Origin of the sequence: Paenibacillus sp. J5C2022 (assembly GCF_025567625.1) — a bacterium.
Lineage (GTDB): Bacteria > Bacillota > Bacilli > Paenibacillales > Paenibacillaceae > Pristimantibacillus.
Window position 1 is genome coordinate 28860 of sequence record NZ_JAOQJC010000037.1, and the last position, 22956, is coordinate 51815.

General features: G+C 52.6%; 22 protein-coding genes. 17 read left to right on the forward strand and 5 right to left on the reverse strand.

Annotated features, from left to right (window positions below):
- Window positions 1-144 precede the first annotated feature (144 nt).
- The 12 genes from M6D81_RS23995 (at window position 145) to trhA (ending at window position 12053) form a co-directional block, all read left to right on the forward strand.
- The gene (locus tag M6D81_RS23995) at window positions 145-870 is read left to right on the forward strand and encodes an N-acetylmannosamine-6-phosphate 2-epimerase (protein ID WP_410795788.1); all 726 of its coding nucleotides are present in this window, start codon (window positions 145-147) and stop codon (window positions 868-870) included.
- Complete coding sequence (locus M6D81_RS24000; RefSeq protein WP_262679701.1) at window positions 867-1805, forward strand: ROK family protein; 939 nt, start codon at window positions 867-869, stop codon at window positions 1803-1805. The genes M6D81_RS23995 and M6D81_RS24000 overlap by 4 nt, the downstream gene beginning before the upstream one ends.
- A 78-nt stretch (window positions 1806-1883) precedes the next feature.
- Window positions 1884-2360: a GNAT family N-acetyltransferase gene (locus M6D81_RS24005; protein WP_262679702.1), complete on the forward strand. Its 477-nt coding sequence runs from the start codon at window positions 1884-1886 to the stop codon at window positions 2358-2360.
- Window positions 2361-2799: 439 nt separating this feature from the next.
- Window positions 2800-4431 carry an extracellular solute-binding protein gene (locus tag M6D81_RS24010; RefSeq protein ID WP_262679703.1) on the forward strand — a complete coding sequence of 544 codons (1632 nt, stop codon included), beginning with the start codon at window positions 2800-2802 and terminating at the stop codon, window positions 4429-4431.
- Window positions 4432-4515: 84 nt separating this feature from the next.
- Window positions 4516-5481 (forward strand): ABC transporter permease, encoded by a 966-nt coding sequence (locus M6D81_RS24015; protein ID WP_410795786.1) that lies wholly within the window; start codon window positions 4516-4518, stop codon window positions 5479-5481.
- Complete coding sequence (locus M6D81_RS24020) at window positions 5475-6338, forward strand: carbohydrate ABC transporter permease (protein ID WP_262679704.1); 864 nt, start codon at window positions 5475-5477, stop codon at window positions 6336-6338. The genes M6D81_RS24015 and M6D81_RS24020 overlap by 7 nt, the downstream gene beginning before the upstream one ends.
- 163 nt (window positions 6339-6501) lie before the next feature.
- The gene (locus M6D81_RS24025) at window positions 6502-8748 is read left to right on the forward strand and encodes a helix-turn-helix domain-containing protein (protein ID WP_262679705.1); all 2247 of its coding nucleotides are present in this window, start codon (window positions 6502-6504) and stop codon (window positions 8746-8748) included.
- A gap of 145 nt (window positions 8749-8893) precedes the next feature.
- Complete coding sequence (locus M6D81_RS24030) at window positions 8894-9298, forward strand: LapA family protein (RefSeq protein ID WP_262679706.1); 405 nt, start codon at window positions 8894-8896, stop codon at window positions 9296-9298.
- Complete coding sequence (locus M6D81_RS24035; protein WP_262679708.1) at window positions 9282-10256, forward strand: TRM11 family SAM-dependent methyltransferase; 975 nt, start codon at window positions 9282-9284, stop codon at window positions 10254-10256. The genes M6D81_RS24030 and M6D81_RS24035 overlap by 17 nt, the downstream gene beginning before the upstream one ends.
- Before the next feature lie 35 nt (window positions 10257-10291).
- Window positions 10292-10489 carry a hypothetical protein gene (locus tag M6D81_RS24040; protein ID WP_262679709.1) on the forward strand — a complete coding sequence of 66 codons (198 nt, stop codon included), beginning with the start codon at window positions 10292-10294 and terminating at the stop codon, window positions 10487-10489.
- 175 nt (window positions 10490-10664) lie between these two features.
- Window positions 10665-11360, forward strand: coding sequence for a hypothetical protein (locus M6D81_RS24045; protein WP_262679710.1), 696 nt, complete (start codon window positions 10665-10667; stop codon window positions 11358-11360).
- 48 nt (window positions 11361-11408) lie between these two features.
- The gene (gene trhA, locus M6D81_RS24050) at window positions 11409-12053 is read left to right on the forward strand and encodes a PAQR family membrane homeostasis protein TrhA (protein WP_262679711.1); all 645 of its coding nucleotides are present in this window, start codon (window positions 11409-11411) and stop codon (window positions 12051-12053) included.
- Window positions 12054-12056: 3 nt separating this feature from the next.
- On the opposite strand, the gene M6D81_RS24055 is transcribed toward trhA, so the two are convergent.
- Window positions 12057-12869 (reverse strand): lipase family protein, encoded by an 813-nt coding sequence (locus M6D81_RS24055; RefSeq protein WP_262679712.1) that lies wholly within the window; start codon window positions 12867-12869, stop codon window positions 12057-12059.
- A gap of 197 nt (window positions 12870-13066) precedes the next feature.
- Complete coding sequence (locus tag M6D81_RS24060; protein WP_262679713.1) at window positions 13067-14254, reverse strand: magnesium transporter CorA family protein; 1188 nt, start codon at window positions 14252-14254, stop codon at window positions 13067-13069.
- A gap of 209 nt (window positions 14255-14463) precedes the next feature.
- On the opposite strand from M6D81_RS24060, the gene M6D81_RS24065 reads away from it, so the two are divergent.
- Complete coding sequence (locus M6D81_RS24065) at window positions 14464-15015, forward strand: general stress protein (protein ID WP_262679714.1); 552 nt, start codon at window positions 14464-14466, stop codon at window positions 15013-15015.
- Window positions 15016-15590: 575 nt separating this feature from the next.
- Here M6D81_RS24065 and M6D81_RS24070 read toward each other — a convergent pair.
- Together M6D81_RS24070 and M6D81_RS24075 are read right to left on the reverse strand one after the other, a co-directional pair.
- On the reverse strand, window positions 15591-16844 hold the full coding sequence (locus M6D81_RS24070) for an NAD(P)/FAD-dependent oxidoreductase (RefSeq protein WP_262679715.1): 1254 nt from the start codon (window positions 16842-16844) through the stop codon (window positions 15591-15593).
- Between the two features lie 25 nt (window positions 16845-16869).
- Window positions 16870-17745, reverse strand: coding sequence for an AraC family transcriptional regulator (locus M6D81_RS24075; RefSeq protein WP_262679716.1), 876 nt, complete (start codon window positions 17743-17745; stop codon window positions 16870-16872).
- Between the two features lie 182 nt (window positions 17746-17927).
- Here M6D81_RS24075 and M6D81_RS24080 point away from each other — a divergent pair, with 182 nt between their 5' ends.
- The 4 genes from M6D81_RS24080 (at window position 17928) to M6D81_RS24095 (ending at window position 22451) form a co-directional block, all read left to right on the forward strand.
- Entirely contained in the window at window positions 17928-19100 is a 1173-nt protein-coding gene (locus M6D81_RS24080) for a galactokinase (protein ID WP_262679717.1), read from the forward strand.
- Between the two features lie 75 nt (window positions 19101-19175).
- The gene (gene galE / locus M6D81_RS24085) at window positions 19176-20162 is read left to right on the forward strand and encodes a UDP-glucose 4-epimerase GalE (RefSeq protein WP_262679718.1); all 987 of its coding nucleotides are present in this window, start codon (window positions 19176-19178) and stop codon (window positions 20160-20162) included.
- Window positions 20163-20207: 45 nt separating this feature from the next.
- Window positions 20208-21812 (forward strand): UDP-glucose--hexose-1-phosphate uridylyltransferase, encoded by a 1605-nt coding sequence (locus M6D81_RS24090; RefSeq protein ID WP_262679719.1) that lies wholly within the window; start codon window positions 20208-20210, stop codon window positions 21810-21812.
- A gap of 168 nt (window positions 21813-21980) precedes the next feature.
- Complete coding sequence (locus tag M6D81_RS24095; RefSeq protein ID WP_262679720.1) at window positions 21981-22451, forward strand: hypothetical protein; 471 nt, start codon at window positions 21981-21983, stop codon at window positions 22449-22451.
- A gap of 125 nt (window positions 22452-22576) precedes the next feature.
- Here the strand turns inward: M6D81_RS24095 and M6D81_RS24100 are convergent, their stop codons facing one another.
- Window positions 22577-22798 carry a DUF1128 domain-containing protein gene (locus M6D81_RS24100; RefSeq protein WP_262679721.1) on the reverse strand — a complete coding sequence of 74 codons (222 nt, stop codon included), beginning with the start codon at window positions 22796-22798 and terminating at the stop codon, window positions 22577-22579.
- Between the last annotated feature and the right edge of the window lie 158 nt (window positions 22799-22956).

Genomic DNA, 22956 nt, shown 5'->3' on the forward strand with positions numbered 1-22956 from the left:
GTGTACTCTTTACGTTGTTTTGGAACATTACTCCTTATTATGTTTGTTAATTGGAGTAAATGTTTACACGATGCATCCGGGAAGGGTATAATGACAGCGAATAGTGGTTCATTACGGGGAAACGGAGTGGTGGGGATGAACGGTATGCTGAAAGCATTGAAAGGCGGAATCATCGTATCTTGTCAGGCTTACGAGGGAGAACCGCTATATGGAGCCGACATTATGGCCAGATTGGCCATTGCGGCAAAAGAGGGAGGAGCTGTGGGCATCCGTGCGAATTCGCCAGCGGACGTCAGAGCGATCAAGCAGGCGGTCTCGCTTCCGGTAATCGGGATATGGAAGGCACAGTACGAAGGCTCGGACGTCTACATTACGCCGACTATGAAGGAAGCTGCGGCAGTTGCCGAGGCAGGTGCAGATATTATAGCGCTGGATGCGACATCTCGTCCGCGGCCTCATGGGGAGCAGCTGGAAGAGATGGTGAAGCGCCTGAAGAAGGAATACGGCTGTCTGTTAATGGCGGATGTATCCACGGTGGAGGAAGGGCTGCAAGCGGAAGCAATCGGCTTCGATATGATATCGACTACCCTGTCGGGATATACTTCCTATACGCATAAGCAAGAAGGGCCGGATCTGAAGCTGGTGCAAGAGCTGGCGGTCCAATTGAGCGTTCCGGTGCTGGCGGAAGGAAGAATCGGCACGCCGGATGAAGCGATGCAGTGCGTGCGGCATGGCGCATATGCCATCGTGGTCGGCGGAGCGATTACGAGACCGGAATATATCACGAAGAAGTTCGTTGACGCTCTCGGCGCTGCGGTGGCAACGGGTGCAGACGACGGTCATGCCGTGCCGGGAGGACATCACTCATGAATCGGGCAGCGCTGGGAATCGATCTGGGCGGTACCAATATTAAGGTAGGCATTGTCACAGAGCAAGGAGAACTGCTCCATGAGGCGAAGGTAGCTACGGAATCCTGGCAAGGTCCGGATGCGCTGCTGGCGAAGCTGGCAGGAATAGCATCGGAAAGCGTTCCATTGGCTGGTACGCTGGGTGTGCGACTGGACGGTGTCGGAATTGGAACTGCGGGTCAGGTTCACCGCGCCAGCGGTCAGGTGCTTGGAGCTACAGCAACGCTTCCGGGATGGGCCGGCATGCCATTAGGTGCTAAAATTCGTGAAGAGACGGGCTTGCCGGTTGCTGTGGATAATGACGTGAATATGATTGCGCTGGGCGAAGCCTGGCATGGTGCAGGGCGGGAATGGGCTGACTTCCTGTGCATCGCGCTTGGAACAGGCGTAGGCGGCTGCTGGATTGCGGACCGCTCTGTCTACGGAGGAAGGGACGGGTATGCCGGAGAGTTCGGTCATGGGATCATCCATATGGACGGAAAACTCTGCAGCTGCGGCAACAAGGGCTGCTGGGAGGCTTATGCCTCCGTTACGGCGTTGCAGTCGCTTGCCCGGGAGAGAGGGATGCAAGAGCAGCAGCTAAGCCCGGAGGAATTGTTCCGAAGCGCCCGTGCGAACGATATGGAAGCATTAGAGGTTGTAGATCGATATTGCGGTTATATCGCAGCAGGGCTGACCGGTCTTGTTCATACGTTTAATCCCGCCGCCATTGTGCTGGGAGGAGCTATCGTGGCAGGGCAAGGCGATTTCTTGCTGGATAAAGTAAGGAGCGCGCTGGAGCATAGTGTCATGCCCGCGTTCCGCTCGCCGGAACCGATCCGCCTGGTGGCCGCTGAATTGGGCGGGCATGCCGGGGTGATTGGTGCGGCGATGGCTGCGTTAAAGACAGCGGAGTGAATTCAGATATGACAAGATTGGCTATATGGGACAGATGTGAGGGGAACAGATAATCAAAGAGAGGAATGTGAAGCTGCAATGCCGGATATGCTGGTGAAGTTATATGATCTCCCGGAACATGAGAATGCGCGGGAATACGAACGGAGAACAGGAGTTGCCGTACGCCGCGCCATAGCGCCGGAGAAGCATGTCATAACGGAGTGGGTGCGGAATCATTTCAACGCAGCGTGGGCCAGCGAATGCGAAGCCGGCATGGCCAGATGTCCCGTTACATGCCTGGTCGCTGTTGAAGACGGGAAGCTGCTTGGCTTTTCGTGCTACGATGCCACGATGCGGGGCTTTTTCGGCCCTACCGGGGTGGCTGAAGGAGAACGGGGCAGAGGTGTAGGGAAAATGCTGTTCTTGCATGCAATGGAGCTTATGCGTCTTGACGGCTACGGCTACGCCATTATAGGCGCAGCCGGACCTACTGCGTTCTATGAGGGAGTTGCCGGGGCAACCGTTATCGAAGGATCGGTGCCCGGCATTTACCGGGGGATGCTGAGGCAGCAATAGCAACTGAGCACAAGACATTTGATCGTTCAGGTTTGAGGGGCTAACCAAAGACAAAATCAGGATTTCGCCATGGGCATCTCGCAATCGCCGGGATGTCCTATCTGTGTTGGCAGTATTGCGGTGATTAATTTCCAATAGAAATTTTGACTTCGTTTCACCTAAATTGAAAACGCTTAATTTTATCATTTTCCACTAGTTTATCATTTTCCCTATGGTAAAAATCCTTGTCACATAAGGGTTTTTGAGGTTTTGAAAACGATTGCAAAGAAATATAAAACAAGAATGAAAAAGCAGCCTATACAAATTCGTTTCACTGGATTATCGTAAATTTGTGCTTTGGAGGAAGCCGTTCTCACTCACCTCTTCTTTGCGGGGTTGCCACGAGAGAGAAAGGTCAGGGCGCACGAGCAAGCGATATATAAAAGAGGAGGAAAAAACAATGTCTCGAAAACTGGTACCGCTTCTTCTCGCTTTGACGCTGATCGTCGGAATACTGGCGGCATGCAGCGGCGGCAACAATGATGGAAACAAAAATGGGGGCACGAACGAACCGCCGAAACAATCGACGGGAAACAACAATCCGGGTGAAACGAAAGAACCGGAAGCTGATCCGAACAAGTATGGCGATACGGGCGGGCTAAAGCTGCCGATCGTCGACAAGCCGACTACAATCTCGATGTATGTAGCTAGCGATGCGCAAGATTTGAATGAGAAGTGGGTCGCCAAGGAATTGGAAGAGAGAACCGGCATCAAAGTTGACTTCCAGTTTTTCTCGACAGCGACATACAAAGACAAAATGAAAGTGACATTAGCGTCCGGCAAGCTTCCGGATATTATTCATGGCTTAACGGTTCCGGAAATAAATGAAATGGGCGGAGCGGGCGCATTCGTCGCAATCAACGACTACATTGATGAACTGCCGAATTTCAAGAAGCTTTATGTAGAAGAGAATGGCTGGGTCATGAAGTCGTATTCCGATGATGAAGGGAAAATGTATACGTGGCCAATCTACGGATTGAACCGCGAAGTAAATCATGGGTTCTTGTATCGGAAAGATATATTCGATAAAAATAACATCCCGATGTGGACCAATACGGAAGAGTTTTATCAAGCGCTGAAGCAACTGAAGGAGATATATCCCGATTCATTCCCGTTTGCATCCAAAACAAAAGAATTTATCTTTAGAGACTGGGGCTATGGATGGGGAGTGACGGGTGATAACTATCCGATGAATTTCGACGAGGCGGCACATCAATGGGAATACTCCTTTACTCAGCCGGAATATAGAGAGATGCTGGATTTCATGAAGAAGCTGTATCAGGAAGGCTTGCTTGATCCTGAATTCCTTACCGATACGTCCGCTTCCTGGTCTGCGAAGATGACAGCGAATGATAAAGCGTTCGTTACGTTTGACTGGATTGGGCGACTTGATTTGTTCTACAACCAGATTAAGGAACAGAGCCCTGACTATAATTTGCGCTATGCCAACCCGGTAGGGCCGGAGAACACGATTCGCAGCCTGCCGCAGATTACCATGTTCGGTCATGCTGTCGCGAACAATAAGAATAAGGAAGTCGCCTTGAAGCTGCTTGATTACTTGACGAGTCCTTCCGGCGCCGAATTGATGACGATGGGCGAACAAGGCGACAACTATGAATTTGATGCGAACGGCAAAGTGAGCTATCCGGAATTGAAGGATGTCGAATTGATTGAAATAAAAGCACTTGAGGAGAAATACGGCATGTGGGTGCAAGGAGCCTATGTGCGTACTGACCACCGCAGCGTCTATTATAATTTCACTGAAAAAGAGCAAGAGGCTCAGGATATGATGAAGGATATGAAGCAGCCACTCGATCCGGTGCTTAAGTTCACCGATGAGGAGAACTCCACCATTGCGGATGTAACAACAGAGCTGTTGAAAGCGGGAGAAGAATTCAGCTCGAAATATATCTTCACGGCATCCTACGGCGATAAGGAGTGGGAAGAATGGAAGGCCAAAGCGAAGAGCTTGGGCGAGGATGATTATGTCGGCGCCTATAACGACGCGCAGGCAAGATTCGACAGTGAATAATATAGCATTCGCATAGTTGCCGAGGCAGGACACTTGAAGCTTCTTCGGGTGTCCTGTTCATCATCAGGATAGGAGGAAGAGATTGTGCCTAAGTCAGAATTGAATGCAGGGCAGCTACCGCCCGCTTCCAAATCGCCGTCGAAATGGACTTCCACGCTGCGTCATATCAAAAAAGATCGCCAATTGCTGATGTTATTGGTTCCTTGTATTGTATTCTTTATTCTTTTTCGTTACGGACCGATTTATGGCCTGATTATTGCTTTCAAGGATTATAAGGTTTTTACAGGCATCTTGGCCAGCGAGTGGGTAGGACTAGAGAATTTTATCAAGTTTTTTTCAAGCCCGGATTTTTGGCTTTTGTTCCGAAACACGTTTTTACTGGGTTTATATACCCTATTATGGTCTTTTCCTTTTCCGATTATATTCGCAGTATTATTGAATGAGGTTCGCCTGATTTGGTTTAAGAAGTGGGTGCAGACGCTCAGCTACTTGCCTGCTTTCTTATCCGTTGTTATCGTCTCCAGTATGATTATCGATTTCTTGTCTCCGGGGCGCGGGTTGATGAATCAGCTCATTGCTTGGCTCGGGTTTGAGAAGATTTACTTCCTTTCCATGCCGGAGTGGTTTCGTACGATATATATTTCTTCAGACATTTGGTCTTCCATGGGTTATGAAGCGATTATCTTCTTGGCGGCGATTGCCGGGATTAGTCCGACTCTGTATGAAGCGGCGAAAGTGGACGGCTGCAAGCGATGGCATATGATGCGTTACATTACCATTCCCTCGCTGATGCCGACCATCCTGATTTTGTTCATCATCAAGTCCGGCGCGATGTTCCGGATCGGCTATGAGAAAGTGCTGTTGTTGTACAATTCGTTAACTTATGAGGTTGCGGATGTCTTTTCTACTTATGTTTACCGTAAAGGGCTGCTGGAATATGATTACAGCTATGCTTCTGCAGTTGGATTATTCGAGTCCCTGATCGCATTGGTCATGCTTCTCATCACCAATCTGATTAGCAGAAGATTGGGAGGTAGAAGTTTATGGTAGGAGAAAGAAGACTTACGCCGTTTACCATCTTCAATACGATTATTCTTTTGCTCGTAGCGATGGCAACCTTATATCCGGTCATTTATATTGTAGCCATTTCTTTTAGCGACAGTTCTTACATTGTCCAAGGCAAAGTATTTCTATGGCCAAAAGGATTCACGCTGGATGCATATAAGGAAATTCTGTCGGAAGACAGAGTGCCGAGAGCGTATTTGAATACGCTTCTATATACCGGAGTCGGTACGTTCATCAACCTGTTGATGACAGCGGTTGCTGCCTATCCGTTATCGCGGCCGGGCATGTTCGGAAGGAAATTTTTCATCGTTGCTATTGTGCTGACCATGTTTATTAACGGGGGGATGATTCCTACCTATATCGTCGTACAGAAGCTTGGTCTGCTTAATACGATGTGGGCGCTCGTTATTCCGAATGCGATCTGGACGCTTGAGCTGTTGATTTTGAAGAGTTTCTATGAGAATATGTCAGATTCGCTGCGGGAATCCGCCGTAATCGACGGCGCCTCGGAATTCCGCATATTGTTCAGCATTATAATTCCTTTGTCGAAGCCTGCACTCGCTTCAATCGGCCTGTTCTATTTCATGGGTCACTGGAACAGCTTCTTTATTCCGATGATCTATTTGAACGATATGGAGAAGTTCCCGCTACAGGTTGTGCTGAGGGAAATGTTGATATACCAGCATGGTGCGGAAAATCAACTATCGGAAGAAAAGCTGTTAACGCCGGAAGCATTGAAAAATGCGACGATCTTCATCTCGATGATTCCGATGTTGATGATTTATCCGTTTGCCCAGAGATATTTTGCCAAAGGGGTTATGCTCGGTTCCGAGAAAGGATGAGGCTTGTCCACGTGGTATCGTTCATACTACCGAGGCCTTGCGGCTTATTTGCGCGTAAGGCCTGTTTGGATTTTATATTATGTGGATAATAGATAGACAAGGTTGTTGGATTGGCTATACCATATAGGATATACAACATGAAATGAGGGGGATGATAGAGAAAATGAAGCGCTTACTTCAAAATCAAGGCATTATCCAGATATTTCTGGCCATGCTTGTGGTCATTGGAACTATGCTCATTTCGATGTACGCGATCTATCGGATTTCAATCTCCAGCATTTATGAGAAGGTGACTCAAAATAATTCATTGGTTGTGAAATCGCTGATTCAATCTTACGATAATCAATTCCGTACGATCAATAACTTAATTCATTCGATACATGGACTGCCTTATGACTTTCAGGAGAAGGGTGAGGATGGTCGGATTGATATGATCGGCGCATACAAAATGCAGGAGCAGATGGCAACTCTTGTATCCTCCATCGATTACATTGAAGAAGCCGTTGTCTTCTACGATAATTTGGATATCGCCGTTACGTCCATGGGAACAAGCAATCTTTCACTCATATTGAACAATAAATATGAACATAATCGCTTTAATGCAAATTATTGGCGCACCTTCATGAATTCCGACAACTCATTGAAAATATTTCCTGGCGAAAGATACAATATTACAAACGTCAATATGATGAAGGTGTCGAAAAAGTTGATCGTTGTCGCTGGTGGCAATAAAGTAAGAATGTCCAGCAAAAACATACTGATTTATATTGATGAACCCGCTTTCCTAAAGCATGTCAATCAAGGAGGCATGATTCCAGGCTCTTCGCTGGCAGTGCTGGACCAGAATGAGCAGCTTATCTTCAGTACGGAAGATGGGTTTGATATAGGCAGCATACTGGAGCAGGTGTATCTTCAATCCAGCGATGAAACGTCATTAACGAAAGGCAATTACGAATATCATGTGTACCGCTCAAACTTTAACGGGTTTTATTATATCGAGAAAGTGCCTTATCAATTCAGCAACATTGCATCGGTCGGCAAGTCGAATCGAATTATTATGGTGACTGCTGTGCTCGGAGCTGTTCTGTTGTCTATCCTGCTCAGTATCTACTTGTATCGTCCGGTGAAACGGATTATGAGTCAGCTTGGCGGCAGGCATAGCGGCAATGATTTTAAAAAGATACTTAGCGGAATCATTCATTTGCAGACAGAAAACGGTGAGATCAAGAAACAGCTTCAAACTGCGGAGAACGAAGCGAAACGAGGCGTGCTGCTGCAAGCGATTGACGAGTTCGCCAGCGGTTCCGAACAAAATCCGGCTTTTAACCGTTATGACGCTGATTTTTTTGTTCATCGGTTGTTCGTGATGGCTGTCGTGCAATGGAGAAGCCCTGGTGATGATCCGGCGCGGTCATTGGATTTTATGACAGAATGGCTTAAGAGCGCATTGCGGGAGAAGCAAATTATGGCCAGCGTCTATTATGATAAGGATCTGCAATTTATCGTATTGATGAGTATCCGCGAAGTGAAAGAACGCGACCATCTTTTCCAAAGCTTGAATGAGGTATTGCAGAAGCTGGAGCAGGATGAGCTAACCGGTTACAGCGCCCGCGCCAGCATAAGCAAAGTATACGCTTCGGAGCTGGCTAACTGCAGGCAGGCGTACAGCAATGCCGTTCAAGCGCTTGAGTACCGCCTTGTGAATACGAATAGTAAAGTATTGGATGCCGGTAAGCTGAAAGGCGATTGGAATATGTATTATCCTTTCGATAAGGTTGAGAAGCTGTCCAATTATATATTGAACAGGAAAGTAAAGGAAGGGAAGCAGATCATTAGCGAGACACTAGGCAACGCCGTAGAACGCAATGTCCATCATTATCAGCTTATCCACATAGCCGAGACGATGTTCTATTTCATGCTTCGTCATGCTGGGAACGCGGCGAAGGACAATGAAGAGCTGATTAAGCTGGAACGTACATTTCATGCTGCGGCCAGTCAATCCTTTGATGGCAAGGACGTGGAATCGGTGCTGCATCAAGCGGCGGAGCTTATTGTCAAGCATATCGGCAGCGGTCAGCAGGAGGCCAGCAAGCTGAACCCGACCTACATCACGCAGTATATCGAGCTGAATTATATGCGCAATCTGTACCTCGATCATATTGCGGAAGTAACCGAGACTTCCCCGAAATATTTTTCCAGCTACTTCAAGAAGACGTTCGGCGTCAATTATGTGGAATACTTGAACAAGGTGCGTCTCTCACACGCGCGCGAGCTGCTGCAGAACACCAATTACAGCGTATCGGAGGTTGGCGAGAAGACGGGGTACTTGAACAGTTCTACCTTTACGACGACTTTCAAAAAATATTACGGCATCTCGCCGAGCGAATACCGCAAGCAGCAAATCAGCTGATGTGGACTGGATGAGGAAACTTCACCTATTTGGGGTGGAGTTTCTTGTTGTAAGACAAATCTTGGATACGGAAAGATTGCGCTGTACCCCCGATTGGGTTAGACTAATGGCACAAGCTGGACAATTTATGGCAGGAGGGATGCGAATGAAAGGACAAGGCATGCTTATATCGGCTTTTGCATTCGCTTTGGTCATTGCAATATTCGCCGTTATTAATGTAGAGACGGTTCAAGTCAATTTCCTGTTCACGAAGACGTCTACGCCGCTTATTCTCGTTATTCTGGTGTCCACCTTGCTTGGCGGTCTGACGGTTGGCTTATTCGGCATGATTCGAATCTATCGTCTGCAGCGCCAGGTGAAGGGGCTGGAGAAGCAATTGGCTGCCGGAGCGGCGGACAATGCCGGGGAACGCGCGTGGGAGGAAGCTCATGACGAGAACGCTGGTCATATGGAACTGCTGCAGCATGACGAGACATCGGATGAAGTGAAGCCGCTCGAGGACGCAACCGCAGACAGACGGGATGATGCGGCGGATGACAAGAAGCGATAGGAGCGGCGAGGGTATCAGTGGTCCCATCCGATATGTGTACACCTATGCCAGCCATGAAGATGAATCAGAGTTGTGCGAGCTGGAACTGTCCACCCTGTTCGGCTGTGCCGTGACGGGAAAAAACGGAATTGTGGCTTGCCGTGATGAGCAGCCGCTGGATGCAGATCGCAGCCCGTTCATTAAGCGCCGCATAGATGTTATGCATCAAGCTGACGAGCTGCCTCAATTAATGGAGAGGTTGCGGGGGATGGATACGGCGGGAGATACGTTCAAGGTGCTGTACACAGAAGGCGACGAGCCGCACGCTTACGAGGCGCGAAGGGCGATGGAACGACAGATTGGCGCATCTATTGGTGGGGTGGCGGATATGCGTCAGCCACAGCGCTTGTACGGGCTGATGCGATATGGCGGCCAGTGGCTGTTCGGACCTTGCCGGGACAGTGAAGCCGTATGGCTCCGCCACCAGCGCAAACCGTGCAATTATTCCACGGCGCTGCCGGTCAGAGCGGCCAGAGCGATCGTCAACATTGCCGCTGGGCGGCTCACAGAGGGCAAGCGGCTTATCGATCCTTGCTGCGGAATGGGGAGCGTGCTGATCGAGGCATTGTCCATGGGCGTAACAATAGAAGGAATGGACAAAAATCCGCTTGCCGTTCGCGGCGCGAGGGAGAACCTGACGCATTTCGGCTATCCCGATGTCGTCCGGCTGGGGGATATGACAGAGCGGGATGGTCGTTATGACGCGGCTATTGTGGATCTTCCCTACAATCTCTGCTCCGTGCTGACAGACGAGGCGCAATTGTCGATGCTTCGCGCGGTAAGGCGAATGTCCGATAGAGCTGTTATTGTTGCAACTGCGGATATAGGCATGCAGCTTGAGGCTGCCGGCATGCATGTCGCGAGCGGCATTCTTCTCAGGAAAGGATCTTTCGCAAGGCACGTAAGTGTAGTAAAATAACAGTGACGGAGTACAAAGAGAGGTGAACCTACCTTATGACGAATCATGAGTCGAACGAAGCGGCGGAGCAGCCGAAGAAGCTGACGCAAGCTGAGCGTGCCAAGCAGCTGCTGGCACAGAAGAAGGGGCAAGCTGGCATGCCGGGACAGCAGCATTTCTCGACTGGGACGAAGGAAATGAAGAGCCAGAATACGAAAAAAGTAAACAACCAGCGGAAGAAGATGGGCGTATAGGCCCGTCCGACTACTGACCATTCTTCAATCGGTGAGAAATGCCGACTAGCGCCAGCTGCTTAGCTGGCGTTTTTTAGTTGCTTGCGGAGACGCATGAATTGCGGCGATACCCCGCATAATGAGGGTAGATAAATCTCAGCTTTCTCAGCTTAGAGTGACAAGGAGGTACTGGCCGATGGCAGTTAAGACGTCTTCGCTTCATGTATACTTGCTGGCGGGTGTGAAAACATCGCCAAGCGTATTCCACGCCTGCTCAAAAAAGTTGGATGAAGAGCTTCAAAATAGAGGCATGAAACCTGCAATTCATGTTTTATTTCCATATGGGGATGCCAGCCGCAGCCTATTCCGTCAAGTGATGGAGGTGAGGAGCGATCTTAGCAACCGAATGAATGCGGGAAGAGTCGGAGGGCGAAAGGTGTGGAAGAACATCAGGGATAGCTTCGCAGGCGGCGAACGGATGTTGCTGATCGGCCACAGCGGCGGAGGGGCGGCCGCGTATCAAGCAGCAAGATTGCTGAAGGAAGCCGATTCCGCCATCGATCTGCGCGTCGTGCAGGTTGGCTCGCCCAAGACGCCTATCGTCCCGGAGATGCAGGAGAACGTCAGCTATTTCCACTCGGTGGATCATCTCGGCAAGCTGAACGATCCCATCAGCAAGCTTGGCAGTTGGGGCGGATGGACGCGATACAAGCGCACTGTGCCTGTATGGAACCGGCACAAGTACGCTCCCGGCTATGTGGAAGGGATTCCCGTTATGGGAGGCCATGCGGATTATTTCCGGCACGATCATCCTTATATCGATCAGGAAATGATCTGCAATCTGGACAAGACGCTTGGACGCGTGAAGGAATGGTTGAAAGGGTGGATGTAACCCTTTAATATTGAGTGTATAGCATATGCTTCCGAAGGAGTAGATACAATGGCTAACACTCATACGTTTACAAAACGAGAGGAGGTTGCCAATGCGATCACACATGGCATTGGCGCTCTCCTCAGCATTGCGGCCCTGGTGCTGCTTATTGTTTTCTCTGCATTGGATGGAACCGCCTGGCATGTGGTGAGCTTTACGATTTACGGCACTACGATGCTGCTGCTGTACATGGCCTCCACGCTTGTCCATAGCTTCCCCCAAGGCAAGGCCAAGCGGGTATTCGAATCACTTGACCACTCCTTTATTTATGTGTTTATTGCCGGAACGTATACGCCAATCCTCTTCCACATTATCGGGGGAGCTTTGGGGTGGGTGCTGTTCGGCGTCGTATGGGGAGCGGCTCTTGTTGGCGTTCTTTTCAAATCCTTCTTCCCGTCCCGATTTCTGTTTACTTCCACGATCGTATACATTGCAATGGGCTGGCTTATCGTCTTCGCCTGGAAGCCGCTTGTTACGCATCTGGCTCCGGGAGGGCTCCTGCTCCTTATAGCCGGAGGCGTTCTATATACGGTTGGCACGATATTTTATATGTGGAGAAGCTTTCCTTATCATCATGCCGTATGGCATTTATTCGTGCTGGCGGGGTCGATCGTTCACTTTTTTGCCATACTGTTCTATGTTCTGCCTGCATAAGCGTTATTCCGACAGGGGGCACCAGCCGGGCGGGTCGGCGCACATAAGGGCGGCAGCGGCGGGCTCTTCCTTGGACAGATCGGCGAAGTAGCTGGGCAGCACGTGATTGCCCGATACAGATCCCATGCGGAAGGAGCGCATCACCTCCCCTTTTACATGAAGGTAGTAATAGGTTCCTTTCGTACGGGGCGACTGGTAGACGAGCGGCGGCAGATGCGGCACGATATCGAATTCGTTCTGGAAGCGCCAATGGGTGTGTACGGTATAGTTGTAAGTCTGGACGAATGTGGGGTCTCCTACCCGCGGCGCTGCGAAGGTATAGACAATAGGGGATGAGAATACGGTGTTTCTTGCAACATCAAGCGCAGCGAGCGTCGCAAGCGCACCTCCCAGACTATGCCCGGTTATAAATAACGGCTTGTCTGCGGGAAGCTGATTGAGAAGCATATGAATGCTGTTCCTGGCAGACATATAAATATCGGTAAATCCCTTGTGGGTGAGCCCGGAATTCGGGACTGGTGTGTACGAGTTCTGCTGCGCAATGAAATCGGATACCCAGTCGACTGCGGAACCGCTGCCCCGGAAAGCAAGAATGGAGCATTGTTCGGAAGTTATCACGAAGCCGAACGGTTCCGGGCGGTTGTCATAGGAGGAAGCCTTGAACCCTCCGACGAGACTGTAGGTTCTTGGGACGAGGAATAACCCATCCTCTTTATTGTTGTATTGTACATAGGTTTGTCCGCATACAGCGGCCAGGAACAGCGCTGTTTCCATATCGGGTCTGTGCATGCGTGCAAAGTTCTTGAACGTCTTCATCTCTCCATCCCTCCACTCTGCGCATTCTGGTTCTGCATTATATGTTCGCAGTGTGCAATGGGTACCGGCGGAGAGCGGAATCGGGACAAGAATCGGGCGCTAGTTGCCGGGCGCCAAGTAAAGAAGCCTCCTACCCGCTTGCAAGCGCGGATGTGGAGGCTTCTTCAATTGCCGGACATAAGAATCGGAGAGGGGAGTTATCCTTTCCGGACAGCGTTCTTCCTTCTTGCTCGCGGTTGCAGCGGCTGCTCTCTGTTCCCGGCATCATTCGGCTTGGGCCGTTCGGCAACCGAGGGATGCCCCGGCTTGCCCGCATGACGGCGGGATCGGCTGACGCTTATGCCGGCTTCTTCGTAATCTGGAGCATCGGAAGGAATCGTCGAATGTCTCGACTGCTTCCGCTTGCGGTAGTGTAGAATATCGCCGGTCCACCCCTTCTTCCACAGCCACAAATACAGGCCTCCGGTAATGACCGCGATGACGGCAATCATAAGGACGAAGCCCCAAGGCTTGTCTCTAAGCGGCAACCAGTGGAAATTGCTGCCCATCAGCGTTCCCGCTAACGTGCCAGGCAAGCACAGTACGGTGAATATGGTCAGTGTCCGAATAATATCATTGCCCTTGAAGCTGGACATAGCGTCATCCATGGAGATTAGCGTATCGATCTCCAGGGAGTAGTGCTTCAGTAAGGTATCTATACGATCCAGCTTATGCGTTATGCGCTGGAAGGCGTCTTTGGCAGTCAGTTCCTCCATGAACGCCTCCTTGGCGGCGCCGTGCACTTCTCTGACGGGAATGAACAGATGACTCCAATGCAGCAGGTCGTAACGTCTGTCGAAGATCGTATCGATCAAGCCGCTGCGATTGCGGTGACGCATCGCCTTCTCCAGTTCGCCCAGCCGCCGTTCGAAGCCGTCCAGTCCGGCATGGAACGCTTCCAGAATAACGCCGATCATGATGAAGAAGGCTTCCGGCGCACTGCCGCATTGTTCGTACTTTTGGGTATGAAGAGGAGATTGCAGGCGCAGCGGCAGTCTCATATCGCCGTGCATCGTCACTAGCGTGGCTGCCGACAGCCAGAAGTGGAAGGGCTGAATATCCGACTGTTCTTCCGATGCTTGTACCATTAATGTACCGCTGATGACCGCTCCTTCATCCGTTAAGGAATCAACTGATATATGATTGCTGCTTCTTTCCTTCGCTTCTTCCAGCCAGGAAGAGCATGCCGGCAGCATACGCATTAATTCCAACATATCCGGTTCGGCATGTAGGGATGGGGTTCCGGCTGCGGTGTCCTGAATTTGCTGTTCTTTTTCCGGCTGCTTGGACAGCTGCAGAATATGCCAATCCCATTTTGCTGGATAGCGCAGCATTCGATGAATCATCGCTTGGCCATCCTCCCTTACGTCATCCATATTTTCACACATCTATCCCTCATCATAACCTGAACGGCAATGGAGTACAACCATCTACCGCAATTCTGCCACAATCCGTCATGTATGGCCATTATTCGACAGGCATGATTGTTCCGGGGACTGTTAGGGCATACCAAGAGGGAGTGTCAGTTGACAAGCAAGAATGGAGGCGGCAGGCAATGGCCAAAAAATTCGCTATCTTTCACAATCAGCAAGGGGTAATTGATGCAATCGAGCAATTGGAGCAAGCAGGCTTCTCGCCTGGGGAGATGAAGGTGCTGGCCAAGGATTGGGAGCATTCCCGGCGTATCGAGTCGGAGACGGATGTGCATGCGGATGAGATGAGAGAGCTGGAGCTGACGCAGGAGGCGACGGCTCCGTTCGGAGACAACCCTTCCACGAGAGTAGGTGTAGCAACGGCCGGGGCGATAAGCGTTGCCGGAATGGGAGGGTTCACGACATTGGCCGGCGGTCTTCCGGTTGCGCTGGGGGCGGTAACGGGGGATTGGGATGAAGATCATCAGGCCGCCTATGCGAAGTCGGGTCTGGACAGCAAGGAGTCGGAGCTGTGCTCGCAGGCTGTCGAGAGCGGCTCTGTCATCTTGTATGTGGAGACGGACGAAAGCAAGGCATTGCTGGACAAGGATGGCGGACCCGATCTGTCCAAGCTGGGCATTGCGGAAGCGGTCTTCCGCCGATGCGGCGCCGATCGTATCGTCGACGGCAGCTGATGCGACGCATCGCGCTGCATGGGCTTGAAAGCTACGAGCGTGCGACTGTTCACTTCCAGCGTATGCGGCATACACACTCGAGACGCGAGTACCAGCGTGCGCGCCCCGAGTGTATGCCACATACGCTGGAGCAGCGAAACGGCCAGTGTGCGTGCCCCGAGTGTATGCCACATACGCTGGAGCGGCGAAACGGCCTACGTGCGCGCCTCGAGTGTATGCCACATACGCTGGAGCGGCGAAACGGCCTACGTGCGCGCCCCGAGTGTATGCCACATACGCTGGAGCAGCGAAACGGCCTACGTGCGCGCCCCGAGTGTATGCCACATACGCTGGAGCAGCGAAACGGCCTACGTGCGCGCCCCGAGTGTATGCCACATACGCTGGAGCGGCGAAACGGCCTACGTGCGCGCCCCGAGTGTATGCCACATACGCTGGAGCAGCGAAACGGCCTAAGTGCGCGCCCCGAGTGTATGCCACATACGCTGGAGCAGCGAAACGGCCTACGTGCGCGCCCCGAGTGTATGCCACATACGCTGGAGTGGCGAGCGAGCCAATGAGTGTGCCACCTTCAAAGGTTAAGAGTTCGCAAGCGTCGTCCGCTTCAAGGAGAGGATGTTCAGAAGCAGCCGATCATCGTCGGTGCTGCTGCCTTGAATCAAGCCAAGCAGCAGGTGTGCTGCCACCATGCTGTAGACAGTGCCGTTGCCGCCGTAGCCCAGACTATAATAGACATTCGGCCAGGCAGGGTCCTCCCCGATGAACGGCAGATTGTCCCGGGACTCCCCGAAGGTGGCATTCCACTCATACTCCGCTTCCAGCTTCAGCGCCGGGAACAAGGCTTGCAGCTGCTCCAGCAGCTTGCCGCTGCGGTTCGATTGGGTATGGCGGTTATGCGTAGGCCGCTCCTCCTCCTCGTCCAATCCTCCTAAGACGATACGATTGTCCAGTGTAGTGCGCAAGTACAAGTAGGGTCTGGCCGTCTCCCACAGCATATACTTACCGTGCCATGCCGCGAGATCCATCTCCGGCTGCACATTCGTTACGATCGCATAGGAGCGGTTCAAGGCGGCTTTGTTCAAGCGGCCGCGAAGCTCTTCCGGCTCGTATCCGACGGCATAGACGACATGCTCCGCTTCAATTGGATGTCCTTCAGAGGAATGGAGCCGGTGGCTGCCGTCAGGCGAAGTATCGTGCCGCACGATATCGGTTCCCTCATATATGCGGAGCCCCTGGCGTACCGCGGAAGCCGCGAGCGTGTGGACGAACTGATAGGGATTCACCTCGGCGTCCCCATGCGTAACAATAGCGCCCGGCTTGCGGAAAGGGAAGCGGGCGGCGATGTCCTCCGGCTCCCAGTATTCCACGCGGAAGCCGCAAGCTGCCAATGCTTCGTATTCCCGCCTAAGCTTGGGAAGATCCTGCTCGCTCGACGCGAAATACAAGCTGGATCGCTTCCGAAAGCCTACATCGGCCGGCAAGCTATCCGCTGCTGCAGTGAGCTGGCCCACCGCATTCTCGCACCTTTTGTAGAACAGCTCCGCATCCGCTTCCCCGATCTGGCCGATCAGTTCGGAGAGCATGACATCGTTGCAGAACTGCAGCAAGCCTGTGTTCGCGGAAGTGCTTCCCCCGGCAATTTCTCCTCTTTCCACTACAATCGTATCCACGCCAGCCGATGACAGTACGAAACCGCATATAATGCCGGACATCCCTCCTCCGATGATGACGGCCTTCGCTTTTGCGGACGAAGCAAGGGAGGGATAGCCGGGGACTTGCGCCAGTGTTGTCGGCCAATACAATCGGCCAGTGTGCAATTCTTTCATTTTCATCGTCACCCCGACCTCTAGTATGTCCTTAATCAGGGGTGTTTAGCATGTCTTGGCGGTAGGAAGTTGGCGATTGGCCGTGAATATTTCGGAACTGCTTGGAGAAGTACAAGGCGTCCTGAATGCCGACGGAGGCGGCGACCTGCTCAATCGTCAGCTCCGGACGCTCCCGCAGCATGTGCCTGGCTTTGTCGAGCCGGAGCCTGAGCAGGAACGTGACGGGGGACAAGCCTGTCTGGCGCTTGAACAAGCGCGACAGATAAGCGCGATTATAGCCCAGCGTCTCCGCCATCGCTTCAATCGATACGGGATGTGTATATTGGGTGCTGAGATAATGGACGACTTGCTGGTAGAGGCGGTCGCTCTCCTTCTGCTTGGAGTGCCGTGCGGCGGGGCTGACGGGGAGCAGCGCTTCGCTGTAGCTGGCGAGCAGCATATGAAGCGAACCCGTCGCTTGCAGGGAAGCCGACGGCCTGCCATGGCGAAACACTTCATAGATACGATGGAATAGCAGGGCGGCCTTGCGGATGTCTGGCAAATATGCGATTTCCCGCTCAGGCGCGAAGCCCGCTTGCTGGAGCAAAAGAGGGATATGGTCCCCTCGGAACGCCACCCAGCGGTATCGCCATGGCGAAGCGCCGTCGGATTCATAGCTGATTAGCTGCTCCGGGCGGATAAGGAAAGTGTGTCCCGGTCCCAGCCTGTGCTGCTCGCCGCCTGCGGAGTAGGTACCGTGTCCGGACAGCACGATATGCATCAAGTAGAAGTCGTATACTTTCGGCCCCAGACGATGAGCTGGCTTGGTCTGGCTTTCCCCTGCGAACAGCACTTGCATGGGGACCGGCTCGGAATCGGTATCCGGTATGAACGGATTGGATGCGACTTTATAGTACTCCTGTTCCATGGTTTCACCTGCTTCCATCCCAAGAATGGCTCTCTGGTCTTATTCCCTTCATCATAGCATGTGCATCCCGAGAAGGAAAAGTCACATAAATCCATATGCAATTCACATGCCGCCATTTCGCTTCTCCACTCTATGATCTATACTGGAGCTATACTATTTGACGAAAAGGAATGTGATCGACGATGGCGAATTTGAATGCGTTGAAGAAGCAATTTATCGATTTGTACGGCGGTGACGAGCAAGGAATCTCTGTATTCCACGCACCGGGCAGAGTGAATCTGATCGGCGAGCATACCGATTACAATGGCGGCTACGTGTTCCCGGCGGCGCTCACCTTCGGCACGACGCTGCTCATTCGCAAGCGGGAGGATAATGGGCTGGGTCTTGCATCCACCAATTTCCCCGACAGCAAGACGCTGTCTATAGAAGCGGTTCAGTACGATGAAGCGGACGACTGGATGAATTATCCGAAGGGGATCGTGAACGAGCTGCACGATGAAGGCATCGTCTTTACAAGCGGTTACGACCTGCTCTACCACGGCGAAATCCCGAACGGAGCAGGCTTGTCCTCGTCGGCCTCGATCGAGGTCGTTACCGCCTATGCGTTGCTTTCCTTGGAGAAGCAGCCGCTGGATACAGTGAAGATCGCCTTGCTGGCCCAGAAGTCGGAGAATGAGTTCAATGGCGTGAAATGCGGCATTATGGATCAGTTCGCCGTTGCGAACGGCAAGAAGGATCACGCCATCCTGCTCATGTGCGATACGCTGGCCTATGAGCTGGTGCCGTTCAATTCGGGCAGCTACAAGCTGATTATCGGCAATACGAACAAGCGCCGCGGTCTGGTCGATTCCAAGTACAACGAGCGTCGAAGCCAGTGCGAGCTGGCCGTTGACGAGCTCCGCGAGGCGTATCCGAAGCTTAAGCTGCTGGGTGAGCTGAACGTAGAGCAGTTCAATGCCGCGAAGCACCACATCGCGGATGAGGTCGTGCGCAACCGGGCACAGCATGTCGTGGAGGAGATTGACCGTGTGCTGCAATCGATCGAAGCCTTGAGGAACAACGACCTGGAACGCTTCGGAGCGCTGATGAACGGCTCACACGACTCCTTGCGCGACCTGTATGAGGTGACGGGGGCGGAGCTGGATGCAATGGTGGATGCTGCGCGCGAAGTGGAAGGCGTGCTGGGCTCCCGGATGACGGGTGCGGGCTTCGGCGGCTGCACCGTCTCCCTTGTCCATGAGGACAGCGTAGAGGCATTCATTGCAGAGGTTGGTCAGCGCTATATGGAAGCTACGGGACTTACGGCCGACTTCTATGTGTGCAGCATCGGCAACGGCGTAGAGCAGCTGCAATAGATTGTGCAATCATCCAGTGCGATAAGTGGCGGTTAACGCAATTTTCATCCAAGCATAGAGAGGGGAACGAGGAAAATGGCGGTATTGGTAACAGGAGGAGCGGGGTATATCGGCTCCCATACGGTAGCGGCGCTCAAGGAGCGCGGAGAAGAGATTATCATTGTGGACAATATGCAGCAAGGGCATCGGGAGGCGCTCTTGGCCGGCAAGCTGTACGAGGGGGACTTGCGCGACGGTGACTTCATGGACGCCGTATTCGGTGAGAATCGCATCGACGCCGTTATCCACTTCGCAGCCAACTCTCTGGTAGGAGAGAGCATGAAGGAGCCGGGCAAGTACTATCATAACAACGTCTACGGGACATTGTGCCTGCTGGAGAAGATGAAGCAATACAACGTGGGCAGTATCGTCTTCTCCTCCACGGCGGCAACCTATGGCGAGCCGGAGAACGTGCCGATCGACGAGTACGACCGCACACTTCCGACGAACGCTTACGGCGAGACGAAGCTGGCTATGGAAAAAATGATGAAGTGGTACGATGTCGCGCATGGCATCAAGTATATATCGCTGCGCTACTTCAACGCCGCAGGCGCGCATAACAGCGGGGCAATCGGGGAAGATCACAGCCCGGAGACGCATCTGATCCCGATCGTGCTGGAGGCTGCGCTGGGCAAGCGCCCTCATATCTCTGTATTCGGCGAAGACTATGATACTCCCGACGGCACATGCATTCGCGACTATATCCATGTAAGCGATCTGGCCGACGCTCATGTGCTCGCGGTGGAGCGGCTGCGCGGCGGTGCGGACAGTTCCGTCTACAACCTGGGCAACGGCAAAGGCTTCTCTGTGAAGGAGGTCATCGACATTGCCCGTTCCGTGACCGGACGAGACATTCCGGCCGTCATGGAGCCGCGCCGCGCGGGAGATCCCGCGGTGCTGGTCGCATCTTCCGAGCGCGCTCGCAAGGAGCTGGGCTGGAACCCAAGCCGCAATACGCTGGAGCAAATTATCGCGAGCGCATGGCAATGGCATAGCGCGCATCCCGAAGGCTACAGGAAATAAGCGGGAAGCGGAGCACGGAAGAAGGAGCGAGAGGAGATGCAACAGATGCAAGAGATAACAAGCGAAGTCCGTACGATTCCTTCCGCGCCGGAAGCGCAGCTGCTGATCGAGAGGCTGCTTCAATTCGCGCAACAGAGAGAGCTGCTTCATGAGCTGGATGTCAGCTTCGCCCGCAATGCGCTGCTGGACTTGTTCCGGTTCACGGAGCCGCATGGGGGAGACGTGCCGAACGAGGAGCTGGATAGCGCAGGAGAGCTGCTGGAAGCGCTGCTGGATTACGGCTGCTCCATCGGACTCATTCCGGACGATACGACGACGCAGCGCGATCTGCTGGATGCCCGTCTGATGGGGCTGCTGATGCCGCGGCCGGCGGAGACGGTCCGAGCATTCCACGACACGGCTGCCAGCGATGGCATCGCCGCGGCGACGAGCGCCTTCTATCGCGCCAATATCGATAGCAATTATATCCGCATGGACCGGATTCGGAAGAATAAATATTGGCTTCACGACACCCCTTACGGGAAGCTGGAGATGACGATCAATCTGTCCAAGCCGGAGAAGGACCCCAGGGAGATTGCCCGGCTGAAGAGTATGCCGCAGGCGCATTATCCGAAGTGTCTGCTGTGTGCGGACAATGTCGGCTATGCGGGGCGCGCGGATCACCCCGCCCGCCAGAATTTGAGGGTTATCCCGATGAAGCTTCAGGGAGAGCAGTGGTTATTCCAATACTCGCCTTATGTGTACTACAACGAGCACAGCATCGTGTTCAAGGGCGAGCATGAGCCGATGGTCGTCTCCCATGCTTCATTCCTGCGGCTGCTGGACTTCGTGGAGCAATTCCCGCATTACTTCATCGGCTCCAATGCGGATCTGCCGATCGTCGGCGGCTCCATCCTGAGCCATGACCACTTCCAGGCGGGGCGGCACGTCTTCCCGATGGAGGAAGCGGCCGTGGAGGAGGCGTACCGCTGGAGCGGCGAGCTTGCTGGGGTACGGGCGGGTATCGTCAAGTGGCCGATGTCCGTCATCCGCTTGAACGGAACGTCGAAGACGGCCGTGCATGAGGCGGCATGCCGCCTACTGGATGCGTGGCGGGCATACAGCGATCCTGCGGCCGACATTCTGGCCTATACGGAGCAATCGGATGGAACGCGCACGCCGCACAATACGATTACTCCGATTGCCCGCTTGCGTGAAGACGGCGAATATGAGCTTGATCTGGTGCTGCGCAACAACCGTACCAGCGAAGAGCATCCCGATGGCATATTCCATCCCCATGCGGAGCTGCATCATATTAAGAAAGAGAATATCGGCTTGATCGAAGTGATGGGGCTGGCCGTATTGCCGGGCAGGCTGAAGGATGAGCTGGAAGCGGTCGCGGCATTGCTGACCGAGGCGGGCGGCACGGGGGCGAAGAGGCTGGAGGATTCCGTACATCCGCTTCACAACCACGCCGATTGGACGAAGGAGCTGATCCGGAGACATGGTGCCGGCATAAGTCTGGAGCAGGCAAGAGACATCGTACGCGCAGAGACGGGAGACAAGTTCCTGCAAGTGCTGATGGATGCCGGCGTGTATAAGCGCTCGTCCGAAGGGATGGAGGGCTTCCGCCGCTTCCTGTCCGCCATCTCCTTGGCCCCGATATCATAATGCTGTAGTGCCGACTGTAAGAGCCTCCTATTCCCACAGGTGTAATTGGATTAGTTTCTGTGAGAAAAAGGAGGTTCTTTATTGTGTTTCAGTAAAAGTTATGGTATTTTTTATATAATATTTATTGAATTTATATATTTTTTTTAATTTTTATATGGAGGGGTCAGTATGCCGGAAAAAATGCTTCCGCTCGACGAATTTTTGAAGCTAGACGCTGACGAGCAAGTAGAAAAGTTGAAAAGATGGAAGATGGACTATACGTTGAAGGATATACGGGAAGCTTGGAATTTCAAGCATTCTGCGCAGTATTACATGCTGCTTAAGAAGCTGCGCATCTACGAGCGCGTGGTGAACAAATCGGACAAATTCTATCCCGTGCAGGAGCAGCTGCAACAGCGTCCCGGCGCGATGGAGGAGCGGGGCTGGCGTAGCGGCGGTTACCAAGCGATGAAGTCGGACGCCTTCGATTACCAATTGAATACGACGTTGAAGGGGCCGGATCTTGCGGACAAGCTGGAGCGTCTTGCGCACTTCTTGAAAGGGGAGCAGAAGGATATCTCCATTAAATTGTCCATTGTGGCGCTGGAGCCGCAAGAACAGCAAGCACAATCGGACGAAGGCTCCCAGCAGCCCGAATAGTTGAAAAAGCAGACACCTTGCCATAAGGTGTCTGCTTTTTTGCCTCTCCTTGCATGTTGTACAATGGGAAAAATGTCGAAATATAAAAGTTAATTGAAATTTGTGGAAATTCAAAGCGGGCCAGCTTATTTCCGCAGCTTGCCCAGCTCGGAGACGAGCGCTTCCACTTCGCTGATGCTGAAGTTGTTCTTGGACTGAACGACTTCATAAATGTCTCTGATGTCCTCGTATTGCTCGATCTTGAAGTTCGAAGCCTGCATCGCTGCGGCTGACGCCATCTTCAGCTTGACTTTGATCGCTTCGATCATGTAGACGATATTGTCCTCTGTATGCTGTTCCAAATTCACGACTTCACCTTCCCCTCTCGTCCTTGTCAGATTCAATCATTGTAACATGTTTCGCCGGGACACGCTTTAATCAAATTGATGATCGTAGGAAAATTGGCTACAATGAATGGATGGGATAGCCTTCATCAAAGCCATTCCATAATAGTACGGTTCAAAAA

Coding starts and splice junctions, on each gene's coding strand:
- M6D81_RS24090 (WP_262679719.1), top strand. CDS start 20,208: ATGCAAGAGATAACAAGCGAAGTCCGTACGATTCCTTCCGCGCCGGAA.
- M6D81_RS24055 (WP_262679712.1), bottom strand. CDS start 12,869: ATGAAGACGTTCAAGAACTTTGCACGCATGCACAGACCCGATATGGAA.
- M6D81_RS24000 (WP_262679701.1), top strand. CDS start 867: ATGAATCGGGCAGCGCTGGGAATCGATCTGGGCGGTACCAATATTAAG.
- M6D81_RS24080 (WP_262679717.1), top strand. CDS start 17,928: ATGGCGAATTTGAATGCGTTGAAGAAGCAATTTATCGATTTGTACGGC.
- M6D81_RS24005 (WP_262679702.1), top strand. CDS start 1,884: ATGCCGGATATGCTGGTGAAGTTATATGATCTCCCGGAACATGAGAAT.
- M6D81_RS24065 (WP_262679714.1), top strand. CDS start 14,464: ATGGCCAAAAAATTCGCTATCTTTCACAATCAGCAAGGGGTAATTGAT.
- M6D81_RS24035 (WP_262679708.1), top strand. CDS start 9,282: ATGACAAGAAGCGATAGGAGCGGCGAGGGTATCAGTGGTCCCATCCGA.
- M6D81_RS24095 (WP_262679720.1), top strand. CDS start 21,981: ATGCCGGAAAAAATGCTTCCGCTCGACGAATTTTTGAAGCTAGACGCT.
- trhA (WP_262679711.1), top strand. CDS start 11,409: ATGGCTAACACTCATACGTTTACAAAACGAGAGGAGGTTGCCAATGCG.
- M6D81_RS24075 (WP_262679716.1), bottom strand. CDS start 17,745: ATGGAACAGGAGTACTATAAAGTCGCATCCAATCCGTTCATACCGGAT.
- M6D81_RS24020 (WP_262679704.1), top strand. CDS start 5,475: ATGGTAGGAGAAAGAAGACTTACGCCGTTTACCATCTTCAATACGATT.
- M6D81_RS23995 (WP_410795788.1), top strand. CDS start 145: ATGCTGAAAGCATTGAAAGGCGGAATCATCGTATCTTGTCAGGCTTAC.
- M6D81_RS24045 (WP_262679710.1), top strand. CDS start 10,665: ATGGCAGTTAAGACGTCTTCGCTTCATGTATACTTGCTGGCGGGTGTG.
- M6D81_RS24025 (WP_262679705.1), top strand. CDS start 6,502: ATGAAGCGCTTACTTCAAAATCAAGGCATTATCCAGATATTTCTGGCC.
- galE (WP_262679718.1), top strand. CDS start 19,176: ATGGCGGTATTGGTAACAGGAGGAGCGGGGTATATCGGCTCCCATACG.
- M6D81_RS24070 (WP_262679715.1), bottom strand. CDS start 16,844: ATGAAAATGAAAGAATTGCACACTGGCCGATTGTATTGGCCGACAACA.
- M6D81_RS24030 (WP_262679706.1), top strand. CDS start 8,894: ATGAAAGGACAAGGCATGCTTATATCGGCTTTTGCATTCGCTTTGGTC.
- M6D81_RS24040 (WP_262679709.1), top strand. CDS start 10,292: ATGACGAATCATGAGTCGAACGAAGCGGCGGAGCAGCCGAAGAAGCTG.
- M6D81_RS24010 (WP_262679703.1), top strand. CDS start 2,800: ATGTCTCGAAAACTGGTACCGCTTCTTCTCGCTTTGACGCTGATCGTC.
- M6D81_RS24060 (WP_262679713.1), bottom strand. CDS start 14,254: ATGATTCATCGAATGCTGCGCTATCCAGCAAAATGGGATTGGCATATT.